General features: G+C 70.4%; 13 protein-coding genes. 4 read left to right on the top strand and 9 right to left on the bottom strand.

All coding sequences use genetic code 11. The annotated features are described in order from the left end of the window. Positions 1-4: 4 nt before the first annotated feature. Together HD594_RS05095 and HD594_RS05090 are read right to left on the bottom strand one after the other, a co-directional pair. The gene (locus tag HD594_RS05095) at positions 5-790 is read right to left on the bottom strand and encodes an SDR family NAD(P)-dependent oxidoreductase (protein WP_184749918.1); all 786 of its coding nucleotides are present in this window, start codon (positions 788-790) and stop codon (positions 5-7) included. 28 nt (positions 791-818) lie between these two features. After that, positions 819-1,577 (bottom strand): SDR family NAD(P)-dependent oxidoreductase, encoded by a 759-nt coding sequence (locus HD594_RS05090; protein WP_184749917.1) that lies wholly within the window; start codon positions 1,575-1,577, stop codon positions 819-821. A gap of 101 nt (positions 1,578-1,678) precedes the next feature. On the opposite strand from HD594_RS05090, the gene HD594_RS05085 reads away from it, so the two are divergent. The 3 genes from HD594_RS05085 to HD594_RS05075 all read left to right on the top strand — a co-directional run bounded on the left by HD594_RS05085 (position 1,679) and on the right by HD594_RS05075 (position 5,523). After that, positions 1,679-2,236 (top strand): carboxymuconolactone decarboxylase family protein, encoded by a 558-nt coding sequence (locus tag HD594_RS05085; protein WP_271171310.1) that lies wholly within the window; start codon positions 1,679-1,681, stop codon positions 2,234-2,236. A gap of 54 nt (positions 2,237-2,290) precedes the next feature. Then, entirely contained in the window at positions 2,291-3,079 is a 789-nt protein-coding gene (locus HD594_RS05080) for an IclR family transcriptional regulator (RefSeq protein WP_184749916.1), read from the top strand. A gap of 95 nt (positions 3,080-3,174) precedes the next feature. Continuing rightward, on the top strand, positions 3,175-5,523 hold the full coding sequence (locus tag HD594_RS05075) for an arylsulfatase (RefSeq protein WP_184749915.1): 2,349 nt from the start codon (positions 3,175-3,177) through the stop codon (positions 5,521-5,523). Positions 5,524-5,594: 71 nt separating this feature from the next. Here the strand turns inward: HD594_RS05075 and HD594_RS05070 are convergent, their stop codons facing one another. The 7 genes from HD594_RS05070 to HD594_RS05040 are packed head-to-tail and all read right to left on the bottom strand — an operon-like array spanning position 5,595 to position 12,240. After that, on the bottom strand, positions 5,595-6,113 hold the full coding sequence (locus tag HD594_RS05070) for an RpiB/LacA/LacB family sugar-phosphate isomerase (RefSeq protein WP_184749914.1): 519 nt from the start codon (positions 6,111-6,113) through the stop codon (positions 5,595-5,597). A gap of 32 nt (positions 6,114-6,145) precedes the next feature. Beyond that, positions 6,146-7,081, bottom strand: coding sequence for a VOC family protein (locus HD594_RS05065; protein ID WP_184749913.1), 936 nt, complete (start codon positions 7,079-7,081; stop codon positions 6,146-6,148). Beyond that, positions 7,081-8,112 carry a fumarylacetoacetate hydrolase family protein gene (locus HD594_RS05060; RefSeq protein ID WP_184749912.1) on the bottom strand — a complete coding sequence of 344 codons (1,032 nt, stop codon included), beginning with the start codon at positions 8,110-8,112 and terminating at the stop codon, positions 7,081-7,083. Before HD594_RS05060 ends, HD594_RS05065 begins: the two co-directional genes overlap by 1 nt. Continuing rightward, positions 8,109-9,113, bottom strand: a complete 1,005-nt coding sequence (locus HD594_RS05055; protein ID WP_184749911.1) for an amidohydrolase family protein — start codon at positions 9,111-9,113, stop codon at positions 8,109-8,111. The genes HD594_RS05060 and HD594_RS05055 overlap by 4 nt, the downstream gene beginning before the upstream one ends. Then, entirely contained in the window at positions 9,110-10,243 is a 1,134-nt protein-coding gene (locus tag HD594_RS05050; protein WP_184749910.1) for an FAD-dependent monooxygenase, read from the bottom strand. The genes HD594_RS05055 and HD594_RS05050 overlap by 4 nt, the downstream gene beginning before the upstream one ends. Positions 10,244-10,282: 39 nt before the next feature. Next, a complete protein-coding gene (locus HD594_RS05045; protein WP_184749909.1) occupies positions 10,283-11,275 on the bottom strand; it encodes a cyclase family protein in 993 nt (330 codons plus the stop codon). Further along, on the bottom strand, positions 11,272-12,240 hold the full coding sequence (locus HD594_RS05040; RefSeq protein ID WP_184749908.1) for a fumarylacetoacetate hydrolase family protein: 969 nt from the start codon (positions 12,238-12,240) through the stop codon (positions 11,272-11,274). Before HD594_RS05040 ends, HD594_RS05045 begins: the two co-directional genes overlap by 4 nt. 203 nt (positions 12,241-12,443) lie before the next feature. On the opposite strand from HD594_RS05040, the gene HD594_RS05035 reads away from it, so the two are divergent. Further along, complete coding sequence (locus HD594_RS05035; protein WP_184749907.1) at positions 12,444-13,406, top strand: LysR family transcriptional regulator; 963 nt, start codon at positions 12,444-12,446, stop codon at positions 13,404-13,406. Positions 13,407-13,454 lie beyond the last annotated feature (48 nt).

The following is a 13,454-nucleotide window of genomic DNA, read 5'->3' as shown; positions in this document are numbered from 1 at the left end:
CCGGTCAGGCGCCGACCATGTTGAAGCCGCCGTCGGCGAGCATGTAGCCGCCGGTGAGGTGGGCCGCCTCGTCGGTGGCCAGCCACAGGCACGTGCCGGCGACGAACTCGGGCGGCGGGATGTGGCCCATCGGCGTCTGCGAGATGAGCACTTCGCGGCGGCCGCTCTTCCAGTCCTCGCGCTCGAGCAGCCGCTCGGTCTCCATGAAGCCGGGGGCGAACGTGTTGACGCGGACGGCCGGGGCGAACGCCTTGGCGTACGACTTCGTGATGCCGAGAATGCCGTACTTCGCCGCGGCGTACTGCGGGGCGCGGGGCGACCCGCGCACGATTACGGTGGAACCGACGTTGACGATGTTGCCGTGGCCCTGCTCCAGCATCCGCTCGCCGAACTCGTGGGTCATCAGCAGCGTCCCCTTGACGTCGACGTCGATGACGGCGTCGAGGGCCTCCTGCGTGAGCTCCTTCCACGACATCTGCTCGCTCGAGACGTCGCCGACGTTGTTGACGAGGACGTCGAGGGTGCCGAAGGCCTCCCACACGGCATCCGCCATCGCCTTGATCTGGTCCCAGCTGGCGATGTCGGCCTGGACCAGGATGCCGTCGCTGCCCGCTTCGCGGACGCGCTCGAGCGTCTTCTCGGCGCCCGCGCGCGAGCTGCGGTAGTGGATGGCGACCTTCGCGCCCTCCTGCGCTGCGCGCACCGCGATCTCGGCGCCGAACCCGGTGCCGGCGCCGGTGACGAGCACCGTCTTGCCCGCGAAGCGCGGGAAGATCTGAGCTTCAGCCATTTCTGCCTCCTTGGAGAGTGGTCTGGGATCAGACGAGCGTGCGCCCGCCGTCGATGTACATGACGTGGCCGGTGACGAAGCCGGCGTGCTTGGACGAGAGGAACAGTGCGGGCCCGGTCAGCTCGTCGGTCGTGCCGAGGCGGCCCGCCGGGACCTGGCTCTCGAGCGCTTCGCGCTTGCCGGGCTTGGCGAGGTGCACCGCGGTGAGCGGCGTTTCGATGTAGCCGGGGGCGAGCGCGTTCACCGTGACACCCGACGGCGCCCACTCGTGCGCCATGACGCGCAGCAGCTGGTTGATGCCACCCTTGGTCGCCGCGTACGGACCGTGCGAGTGGTGGGCGAGCAGGCCTGAGACACTCGACAATGCCAGCACACGGCCGTGGCCCTGGGCGACCATATGGCGACCCGCCGCCTGAGCCAGCGAGAACACCGTCGACAGGTTCACGTGGACGATGTGGTCCCACTCGTCCTCGGTGAAGTCGAGAATGGGCCGGCGGTCGTTGATCCCGACCGCGTGGAGCAGCACGTCCAGTCCTCCGAGGCGCGCGATCGCCTCGGCGACGACCCGCTCGCCGGCGCCGTGCTCGGTGAGATCCGCCGTCACGAGCTCGAAGGTCTCATCGCCGTCGACGGCGAGCGCGGCGAGCGCGGCCTCATCGCGGTCGACCACGGCGACCGTGGCACCGGCTCGGGCATAGGCGCGGGCGCAGGACCCGCCGATGCCGCCGGCTCCGGCGACGAGCACGCGCGCTCCGCGGAGCCCCAGCCAGTCGTCGTGTTCGGTCATCGCGTCTCCTTCGGCGGGATCTTCATTATATGAAAGCAAGTTTCGCGGAATGAATGTAACGTGGAGCCCAGCAGGTGTCAAACACGACTCGAGGAGGAGCAGTGGCGTCACGCATCCGCCCTCTCGCCCCCGGCGAGATGTCCGAGCAGCAGCGCGGGCTGTACGACGCGATCACGGGTGGACCGCGCGCCCAGAGGCCCCAGCACTTCGCGCTCACCGCGCCCGACGGGTCGCTGCGCGGGCCGTTCGACGCGATGCTGCGCTCACCCGCGGTCGGCGCCGCACTGCAGGGCCTCGGCGCCGCGATCCGCTACCGGACGGGCTTCGGCGACCGGGAGCGGGAGCTGGCGATCCTGCTCGTCGCCGCGCATTGGTCGAGCGAGTTCGAGCGCGAGTCCCACGAGGCGATCGCCCGCGCCCTCGGTTTCACCGATGAGGAGTTGGAGGCGCTGCGCCGATCGGACATCACCGCGTTCGACGGCACCGAGGCGGCGATCGGCCGCGCCGTTGTGGGCCTTCTGGCGGGAGACCTCGACGACGACACCTGGAGCGCCGCCCACGCCTCGCTGGGCGAGGAGAGGTTGTTCGAACTCTCCACCCTCGTCGGCTACTACAGCACGCTTGCGCTGCAGCTCCGGATCTTCCGGGTGGGCGCATGAACCGGGCCGAACGTCCCTTGCCCGCCCCCACATGCAGGAATACGGTTTCGACTGATGAAAACTAATGAGACGGGCAAGCCCAATCGCTACCGGATCGAAGCGCTCGCGAAGGGACTCGACGTGTTGCGACTCTTCGATGAGTCGACGACGACATTGAAGCTGCGGGAGATCTGCGACCGGACCGGGATCCCGATGCCGACCGCGTTCCGCGTCGTCGCGACGCTCGAGGAGGAGGGATTCGTCGAGCGCCTCCCCGACGGGGCGGTTCGGCCCGGTCTGGCCGTGCTCACGCTGGGCTCCGCCGCGCTGCGCGGGGCGAGCATCGTCCAGATCAGCGAGCGCCCGCTGCGGCAGCTCGCCGAGGCGACCGGCGAGACGGTGAACCTGGGTGTGCTGCGCGGGTCGGATGTGCTCTACCTCGCCCGCATCCGCAACGCCGACCTCGTGACCGCCAACATCCAGGTGGGTTCAACGCTTCCGGCTCCGCTGACGTCGATGGGGAAGCTCCTGCTGGCCTATCTCCCCGAGGATGAAGCGCGGGCGTCGCTGGCGGGCTTCGACTTCGGCCGCGCCGCCGGCCCCCATGCGGCCCGCTCCGTCGACGAACTGCTGCCGCGCCTGGCCGAGACGCGCGCCCAGGGCTTTGCGGTGCAGGACGAGGAGGTCGCGGTGGGACTGCGCTCGATCGCCGTGCCCGTCTTCGGACGCGATCCGCAGCCGGCGGCCGCGATCAACATCGCCGTCGCGACCAGCCGCCACAGCGTCGACGATCTGCGCGGGCCACTGCGCGAACAGCTCAGCGCGACGGCTGACGAGATCTCGCTGCGCCTGCGCGCGGCGTGACCGCACGGCGGGTGAGCGCCGCCATCACGATTCTCGATGCGGGTCATCACGGCGCATCGATCGACCTAGGGTGAACCACGGCACGAAGGAGAGCCATGATCGACGACGACAGCACGCCCGACCTCCGACACACCGACGGCGCGAGCCCGCGCGGCTACGACGGGTTCGGAGGTGTCGTCGCGCCGAGGTCGTCTCAGTCGACGCCCTGGTGGCCGGCTCCGAAGCGGGCGCCCGAGAAGGCGCCCAACGTCATCGTCATCCTGATCGACGACATGGGCTTCAGCGATGTGTCGCCGTTCGGAAGCGAGATCGACACCCCCGCGATCCAGGCGCTCGCCGACGACGGCTACCGCCTGACGAACTTCCATGTGGCTCCCGTGTGCTCGCCGACGCGCGCCGCCCTGATGACCGGCTGCAACCCGCACCGCGCGGGCGTGGGCTCCGTCGCCAACATGAACCCGGGATACCCCGGCATCCGCGGCGGGCTCCCGACCGACATGCCCACCCTGGCCGAGACGTTCCGCGGCAACGGCTACGCGACGCTCATGGTCGGCAAGTGGCACCTCACGCCCGAGACCGAGATGCACGACGGCGCCTCCACGTCCACGTGGCCGATCCAGCGCGGCTTCGACCGCTACTTCGGGTCGCTCGAGGGCTTCACGACGATGTACCACCCGCATCGGATCCTGCGCGACAACTCCCCCGTCACCGAGGAGTTCGCCGACGACGACTACCTCACCGACAGGCTCACGTCCGAGGCCATCGACATGATCGACGGGGTCCGCTCGAGCGGTGTCGACCGGCCGTTCTTCCTCTACTTCGCGCACAACGCCGTCCACGGCCCCGTGCAGGCCAAGCCCGCCGACATGGCGGCGCACCGCGGTGCCTACGACGCCGGCTGGGATGCCGTGCGCGCCGCACGGTTCGAGCGGCAGAAGGAGCTGGGCCTGTTCGATGCGGATGCCGAGATCTCACCCTCGGGCCCGCAGAACACGCAGGGCGTGCCGCCGTGGGACTCGCTCGATGAGAGCACGCGCGAGCTGTACGCCCGCCACATGGAGGTCTACGCGGGCGCGGTGACGGGGATCGACGACAGCGTCGCCCGGCTCGTGGCCCACCTGAAGGACATCGGCGAGTACGAGAACACGATCATCGTGTTCGCCAGCGACAACGGCGGCACGAGCGAGGGCGGCGTGAACGGCACGCGCAGCTATTTCAGCCAGTTCACGTTCTCGTCGGGTCTGCCCGACGACTGGGTGGCCGACGTCGAGCGGCCGCTGGACGAGCTCGGCGGCCCCCGCGTGTTCGGCCACTACCCCGCCGGCTGGGCGCACGTGTCGAACACCCCGTTCCGGCTGTACAAGGGCACGGTGCACGAGGGCGGCATCCGCAGCCCCCTCATCGTCAGCTGGCCCGCGGGGCTGCCCCGCGGCGACGGCGACCGCGGCGTCCGCGGCGACTTCGCCTTCGTCGCCGACCTCGCCCCCACCCTCGAGGAGCTGTGCGGCGTGACGCGGCCGACGACGCTGCGCGGAGCCCCGGCGGCCGACCCCGACGGGTCGAGCTTCGCCGCGGCCCTGCGACCCACGGAGCAGCCCTCTCGCCCGACCGGTCAGCATGTGTCGTTCCTCGGCCAGCGGTCGTACTTCGAAGGCCGCTTCAAGCTCGTCGGCATGGGCTGGGAGCGCGGCGGGGGCGACGGCCCGGCGTTCTGGCGGCTGTACGACGTCGTCGCCGACCCCGCCGAGGTGCACGACCTCGCCGCCGATCACCCGGACGTCGTCGCAGACCTCGCCGAGAAGTGGCGCCTGGCGGCGTGGCACAACACCGTCTTCCCCCTGCCGGACGAGCCGACGATGCTGGTGAAGATCCCCTCGACCGACCTCGAACTCGAGCAGCCCGTGCGCCTGCGCCCGGGCGCGCCTACCCTCGAGCGCGTGCGGTCGTACAAGCTGATCGCGCTGCGGTCGTTCGCGGTCGAGGCGCGGTTCGGGGGAGCCCTCGGCGAGGGCGTCATCGTCTCGCACGGCGACCAGGGCGGCGGCTACATCCTGTTCGCCGAGGACAGCGCACTGCGCTTCTCGTACAACGCGTACGGAGACATGCACCGCACCGAGATCCCGCTGGCCTCGGATCCCTCGACCGTGACGCTGGCGTTCGACGCACTCGACGGCTTCGCGTGGCGCATCACCGCCGTGGTGGACGGCGTGTCCACCGTGCTCGTCGACCGCGTCCCCATGCTCATCGGCATGGCCCCGTTCACCGGCATCAGCGCAGGGTTCGACGGCGGCGGCCCGGTGGATTGGGAGCTGCACGAGCGGCGCGGGTGGTTCCGGTACTCCGGTGGTCTGCGCGACGTGCGCTACACCCCAGGTGCGAAGGCACCGTACAACGACGAGATCGTGGTCGCGATCGACGAGATCAGCGCGCGGCTCATCGACTGACGCCCGACGGCACGACGCGAAGGCGGCGGAGGCAGATGGCCCTCGCCGCCTTCGTCATCGCGGTCGCGGTCTCAGTCGTGCTGGACGGCGATCTGCTCGGGCTCGAGCTGGACGGCCCAGCCCTCGATCGTCCCGGAGTTCTCGTACTCCTCGATCTGCAGGATGCGGCGCCCTGCGTCGACATTGTGCGGCAGCGACGTGGTGACGAACGCGGCGATCGTGAGCCACGCGTTCTCCTCGAAGGCGATGCCCTCGAACACGAGCACGTTGGCGTCGACGGTCGCACGCGTGGTCGCCGCCGCGCGCGGCGAGGCCGCCGTAACTGCCCGCGCCCCGTTGACCTTGTTGGCCGCGACGACGCCGGCGGCCGGCTCGTCGACGACGAGCACGCCGAACGCGTCGACACCGGCGTCCTGGTCGGTGACGACGGCCGTGCCGACGGTCACCGCGAAGATCGGATAGTCGTCGCCCGGGTCGAGCGCCTCGGCGCCGTGCCACACGACCTCGTGGCCGGCGGCACGTGCACGCGCCTCGAGGGCGCGGCCGAGCTCGTAGCCGGCGTGATCGGCGGCGAAGTGGATCTTGGTCATGTCTTCTCTCCTCGCTGAGACGTCCACGCCGGTCACGCCGGGGGCGCGACGAACAGGCCCTTGTCAATGTCGTTGAAGGACTCGCGCGCGATGATCTCGCTCATCGCCTGCGCGGTGCCCCACTGGTCCTGGCTCGACAGCTGCGAGATGTCGAGGCGGTGCGGCTCCCAGTTCTCCTCGTCGAGCACCGACAGCTCGGTGGTGTACTCGATCGTGTTCCCTGCGGGGCTGAGGAAGTACGCGAACGTGTTGTCACCGGCGTTGTGGCGACCGGGGCCCCAGATCATGCGGGCGCCCGAGCGCAGGATCTTGCCGGCGCCGCGCATCCACTCCTCGATGCCGCGCATCTCGAACGACAGGTGGTGCAGCGAGTGGTGGGGGCCCATCGCGACCGCTACCGAGTGGTGGTTCGGGTTGCATCGCATGAAGTGCATCATCTCGCCGCCGTCGGGCCGGATGAGCGAGTCCGAGATCGAGAAGTCGAGGTGGTCGACGTACCACTGAGCCGTGTCGTTGAGGTTGGCCGAGTTGAACACGACGTGCGAGAGCTTCGCGGGGATCGGCTCGCGCTCGCGGATCTTGCGCGCGGTGCGGGTCTGGTAGCCGGTCGAGAACTCCAGCACGCGACCGTCGCCGTCGAACACGCGGAAGCCGTACCCCCCGCCGAAGCCGGTGAGCTCCTGCGGCTCGTGCACGAACTGCACGCCCTCGGTGTGGAGCTTGTCGGCGAGCGCCTGCAAGTCGTCGCGGCCGTCGACCGCGAACCCGACCAGGTCGATCCGCTTCTCGTCATCGCGCAGGCGCAGGATGAACGGCTCGGTGGAACCCTCGGCGGCCAGGTAGCTGACGCCCTCTTCGGCGTGGACCTCGGTGAGGCCCCAGTAGTTCGTGAAGAAGTCGCGCTCCTCCTCGAAGTTGGGAACCGCGAGAGCGGCGTAGCGCAGATGAGCGACGAGTCGCTTCGTCATCATCGACCTTCTTTCTGTGCGGATGCCGCGGCGGGCGCGGCGGATTCATTCGGGGTGTGCCGGAGGCGCGGCCGGGGCGACGCGGGCGGAAGATCCGGCGCGGGGACGCAGGCGCCGACGCGCGCGACGAGCTCGCCGACGCCGTGGACGGTCATGGCGACCTCGTCGCCCTCCTTCAGGGGCGGCGGGGTGAGAGCGCCGTTGCGCCCCCACAGCTCGCCGAGGCAGCCGCCGTTGCCGATGGTGCCCGAGCCGAGCACGTCGCCCGGCTTGACGACCGCGTTGCGTGACGCGTAGGCGACCAGCACCGGGAACGGCCAGCCCATGTTCGCGAACAGGTCCTCGCCGATGAGCTCGCCGTTGACGCGCACCTCGCCGCGCACGGCGAGGAAGCCGTCGGCGTCGATGGCGGGCTCCAGCTCGTCGGCCGTGACGATCCACGGCCCGAGCGAGGTGCCGAAGTCCTTGCCCTTGGCCGGGCCCAGGCGCACCTTCATCTCGCGGCCCTGCAGGTCGCGGGCCGACCAGTCGTTCATGATCGTGTACCCGAAGATGTGGGATGCCGCCTGCTCGGGCGTGAGGTTCACACCGTCGGAGCCGGACACGCCGCCGACGACAGCGGCGAGTTCGAGCTCGAAGTCGAGGCGCTCGGTGACCGGCGGCGACACCGGTTCACCGGGCCCGAGGATCGTGTGCGGATTGGTGAAGTAGAACGTGGGGTACTCGTACCACTCATTGGCGACGTGGCTCTTGCCCTCGACGCCCGCGCTGACTCCCTCGACGTGCTCTTCGAACGTGACGAAGTCGCGGACCGAGGCGGGTACGAGCGGCGCGAGGAGGGTGACGTCGGCGAGCGGCGAGCCCGTCGGAGCCTCAGCGAGCGCAGCCGCATGAAGCGCCTGCGCCGCTCCGAGCCCGTCCGAGAGAACGTCGGCGACCGTCTTCGCGTGAGGGAAGGGGATCACCCGCTCGTCCTCGACGAAACCCTCGCCGATCGTCCCGTCGGAGTGCTTCCAGCGCGCGAGCCTCATGCCTGCACTCCCACCGTCACCAGGGCGTCGGCGTTGGCCGAGAGGATGCGGCGCTCGACGTCGGCGGTCAGTCCCGCCGACTTCACGAACGCGACGGGGTCGGTCGAACCCATGTCGAACGGGTAGTCGCTGCCGAGCACGACCTGGGTCGAGCCGACGGTCGCGAGCAGGTGGCGCAGCACGGCCGGATCGTGGATGACGGTGTCGAACCAGATCTTCCGGAGGTACCACGACGGCTCGTGGGCGCACTTCTGCGCGTCCGGGCGCACGCGCCACGCGTGGTCGGATCGCCCGATCGCCGTCGGCAGGTATCCGCCGCCGTGCGCCGCGACGATCTTCAGCCCGGGGTACCTGTCGAGGACGCCCGAGAAGATGAGGTGCGACAGGGCGACGGCGTTCTCGACCGGCTGCCCCACGGTGTTGGCGAGGTAGAAGCGATCGAGGCGCTCGTCGAGGCTGCAGCCGAACGGGTGCAGGAAGATGACGGCGCCGAGCTGTTCGGCGCGCTCCCAGAACGGCTCGAGACGCACGTCCGACAGTTCGACGTCGCCGGCGAACGACGAGATCTCGACTCCGGCGAGGCCTTGCCCGAGCACCGCGTCGTCGAGGGCTTCGACGATGCGCTGCGGATGCTGCAGCGGCACGACGCCGAGACCGACCAGCCGACCCGGCGCCTGCGCGACATGCGCGGCCACCAGCCGGTTGGACTCGGCCGCGACCCACACCGCGAGGTCCTCGGGCGCCCACGGGTAGAAGTGGTTCGGCGACGCCGAGACCCACTGTCGGTCCACCCCCTGCCGTTCCATGTCGGCCAGTCGCACCCTGACGTCGGTGAGCTTCGGGATGCGCGACCCGACCATCGGGCCCGACACCGCCTGGCTCGCCGCGCCGTTGCGTCGCAGCTCGAGCGCCGCCGCCTCGGCGACGAGCTCCGGGGCGCGACGCTCGACCTCGGCGTGGAGTCCCGGCATCAGCAGGTGCGCGTGGACGTCGGTGGTCATGCCGGCTGCGCCATCTTCTGCGCGATCCCGAAGATCAGGCCGCCGGCGTCGGCGTCCCGGTCGCCGTCGATCTGCCACTGCGCCAGCTGCACCGAGGCCTCGACGACCGCGGTCGCCCGCGGCAGGCGCCGGGCGTGGAAGGCATCCCACAGACCCTGGTCGACCTGTTCGCCGCCGGTGAGCAGCTCGGTGAGGACGAGCGCGTCCTCGAGTCCCTGGGCCGCACCCTGCGCGATCGTCGGCGGGCAGCTGTGGGCCGCGTCGCCGATGATCACGACGCGACCGCGGTTCCAGGGCTCGGCGACGACGTGCTTGGTGAACCACGTGTAGTTCGCGTGCGCGCCGGCCGCGAGGTCGGCGCGGATCGCGTCCCACGGGCCGTGGTACGCGCGGGACTCCTCGAGCATGATGCGCGTGGCCTCCTCGTCGCTGACGCCGACGCGGTCCTGCGCCTTCTCGACGAGGAACGCGTACATCGAGCCCTCGCCGGTCGGTGTGTATCCGGCGATGTAGACCGGGCCGCCGTAGTACAGCTCGCTGCGGACGACCTCGGCGGGCCGCGACACGAAGGTGCGCCAGATGCCCATGCCCACGGGCTCGGGCTTGGTCTCGATGCCGATCAGGTCGCGCACGGTCGAGTTCAGGCCGTCGGCGCCGATGACCAGATCGTAGGTGCCGGCGGACGCGCCGTTCACGAAAACCTCGACGGCGTCGCCGCTCTGCTCGAGGCCGGTGACCTTCGCGCCGAACGTGGCGTTCACGCCGGCCTTCTCCGCATGCGCGAAGAGGATGCGGGCGAGGTCGGGGCGCGGCATGCCCATCGCCGCGGGGTAGTCGGGGCCGCCGGTCTTGACGTCGGGCAGCTCGGCGACGATCGGGGCGTCCGGTCCGGGCGCACGCAGGTTCAGCCCCTCGAAGGGGTACCCGGCGGCCTTGATCTCGTCCCACGCGCCGAGCGTGTCGAAGGCGCGCAGGGCGTTGCCCTGCAGCGAGATGCCCGAGCCGAGGGCGCTGAGCTCGGGCTGCGCCTCGAAGAGATCGACGGCGACGCCCGCCTTGGCGAGCTGGATGCCGGCGGCGAGGCCCGCGACGCCGGATCCGGCGATCGCGACCTTGTTCACTGCGGTCATGGGAAGAACCTCTCTGTTCCTGCGGGTGTCTCGGGTTGTCTAGAGGATGGCGACGGGGTTGATCGGCGAGCCGACCGCGCCGGTGATCGGCAGCGGCGCGGCCGACAGGAGGAAGGCGTACCGCCCGGACTCGGCGCACGCGCGGGCAAGCTCGTCGAGGTTCCACATCTCGCCGATGGTGAGCCCCATGTTCGGGATCACCACCTGGTGCAGCGGCTGGAACGAGGGCGCGTCGAACTCGTTCGGACGGACCTCGAACCCCCACGTGTCGGTCGCGATCGCGGCGATCTCGGTGCGATGAAGCCACCCGGCCGTCGTCAGCGACAGGCCCGGGGCGGGCCCCCCGGCGTAGTCGCCCCAGCCGTCGCGGCGGGTGCGCGCATACTGCCCGGTGCGCACGAGCACGATGTCGCCGCGGCCGACCTCGACGCCCTGCGCCGACGCGGTCGCCTCGAGGTCGGCGACGGTGATGGCATACCCGTCCTCGAGCTCACCGGTCGCAGGGCTCAGGTGACGCCCGACGTCGAGCAGCACGCCCCGCGAGACGATGACGGATGCCGCGTGCTCGATGCCGGTGACCAGGTCGCCGTCGCTGGTGACGACGTCTCCTGCCCGGCGGCCGTTCCACGCCATGCCGTGGTCGAAGATGTGGCCGAGGCCGTCCCACTGGGTCGAGCACTGAAGCGGCATCGCGATGACGTCGTCCGCGCCGCCGATGCCGTGGGGGAAGCCCTGGGCGCCGCGCTCGGCATCCGTCCCCGTGTCGGTCATGGTGTGGACCGGGTTGGTGCGGCGGCGCCAGCCCTTCTGCGGACCGTCGGTGTCGAACGCCTGCGCGAGCGAGACGACCCGGCCCGCGCGCACGAGGCCGGCGGCCTCGACGCGCCTGGCCGGGTCGATGAAGTTCAGCGTGCCCAGCACGTCGTCCTCGCCCCAGCGACCCCAGTTGCGGAAGGCCTCTGCGCGCGCGGCAATCTCGGCCTCGGGGTTCTGCCGGTCGAGGTCGGCGGGGTTCTCCGAGGGCGCGGTCACGAGGCGTCCTCCGCGACGCAGCGCACGATCTGCGTGCCCAGTCCCTCGATCGAGCCGGTCATGACGTCGCCGTCGCGCAGGAATCGCTTCCAGTGCTGACCGTTGCCGGGAGGGCTCCCGGTCAGCAGCAGGTCGCCTGGCAGCAAGGGCATGTTCTGGGACGCCGCCGAAATCAGCGCCGGGATGTCGAACAGCAGGTCGTCGGTGTTGCCGTTCTGCATGCGGTCGCCGTTCAGGTCGAGCGCGACGGCGAGGTGGCCGCCGTCGACGTGCGCAGCGGGGACCAGGAAGGGCCCGGTCGGAAGGAATCCCGGCGCGTTCTTCGAGCGGTACCAGTCGGTGCCGATCTCCTTCATGTCCTTGCGGAAGACCAGATCGCGCGTCGTGATGTCGTTAACGATCGTGTAGCCCGCGACGTGGTCCATCGCGTCCTCGCGCGAGACCCGGAACGCCTCGCGGCCAATGACGATCGCAAGCTCGAGCTCCCAGTCGTGGACGTCGCTGTACGAGGGCAGCACGAGCGGCACGTCGTCGCCGACGACCGCCGCCGGCAGGCCGATGAAGAAGTACGGCTCGCCGTTCTTCTTGCGCTCGTCCATGAGGTTCGCCGCGAATGCTCGTGCCTCTTCGGGCGTCCGGTCGGTGTTGTTCGTCAGCCCTGCGGCGACGAGCTCGATGACGTGCTCGCGATAGTTCGCTCCGGCTTGCAGCACCTGGCGAGGCTCGACGGGAGCGGTCAGGACGACCTCGGCGAGCGGGAGCCACGAGTCGTCCGCTTCTGCGGCGAGCGCGGCCAGGCGATCCCAGTCGGGCGCGGCGAGGAAGTCGTTGAGCGTCGGCGCGCCGAGCGCGTCGGCATCGAGAGGCCGGATGCGGTCGCCGGCGACCAGCCCGAGGCGCACCTCGGCACCCTCGCGGTAGCGAGCGAGCGCGAAAGGGGCGGCGGGTCCGTGAGACGTCGTCATCGATGTGTCCTTCTGCCGCGTACGGCGGTGGTGCTCCCGACAGGGCCGCGGCATCGCGACGCTGTCGTTCGTGGTGACACCATCCTGCGATCGCCGCTGTACATAAGGGAACCGGATTCCGTCTATTCCGCGCATCCACATGATCTATAGTTGGGCTGGACAGCGCATCCGACGACGAAACACCGCGGAAGGATCACGACGACGTGACCGCCAATAATCCCCTGTCGCGACTCGACCTGAACCTGCTCGTCTCGCTCGACGCCCTGCTGACGGAGCGCAGCGTCACACGCGCGGCCGAGCGACTGCACCTGAGCCAGCCCGCGCTCAGCGCATCGCTCGCGCGACTTCGCACGCACTTCAACGACCCGATCCTCGCCCGCCGCGGCAACACCTACGAACTCACTCCGCTCGCGGTCCGGCTGACCGAGCACACGGCGATCGCCCTCGACGCGGCGCGGCGGGTCTTCGAGAGCCAGGCCACGTGGACGCCGTCCGACTCGACGCGGGAGTTCTCGGTGTACGGCTCCGACTACGGATTCGCCACGGTCGGCGCCGCGGTCTCCCGCATCGCCGCACGGGTCGCCCCCGACGTCCGATTCCGCTTCATGCTCCACACCACCCCCATCGTCGACGACGCCGCCACGAGCCTGCGTTCGGTGGATGCCATGGTGATCCCGCACGGTTACCTCACCGACCTTCCGTTCCAGGATCTGTGGCGGGACCGCTGGGTGATCGTGGCGGACGAGGACAACGACGCTGTCGCCGACGGCCTCACGATGGACCTGCTGTCGGAGTCGCCCTGGGTGTTCACCTACCGGTCGCGATCGGCGTTCACCTCCGCCAGCCGGCAGCTGCAGCTGATGGGCATCGAGCCTCGCGTCGAGGTCGTCGTCGAGAGCTTCATGTCACTCGGGCACTTCGTGACCGGCACTCGGCGCCTGGGGATCGTGCAGTCGGCGATCGCGCCGATGATCGCCCGCAACGGCGGTCTGCGTGTTCTCGAGCCACCCTTCGACGCCGCGCCGACGGCGAACGCACTGTGGTGGCATCCGGTGCACGAACGCGACCCCGAGCACGCATGGATGCGCGGCATCTTCGCCGAAGCGGCCGCCGAGGTCCAGGCGACCGCCGACGCCGCGCGCGCCGCCGAGGCTCCCGCGCCGTAGGGTCGGCGGCCCGGCCGCAGAGGTGCCCGCTCGGCGATCGCGGATGTC

This window comes from Microbacterium thalassium (assembly GCF_014208045.1).
In the GTDB taxonomy this organism is placed as follows: Bacteria; Actinomycetota; Actinomycetes; order Actinomycetales; family Microbacteriaceae; genus Microbacterium; species Microbacterium thalassium.
This window is presented reverse-complemented; position numbering and strand designations above follow the sequence as displayed.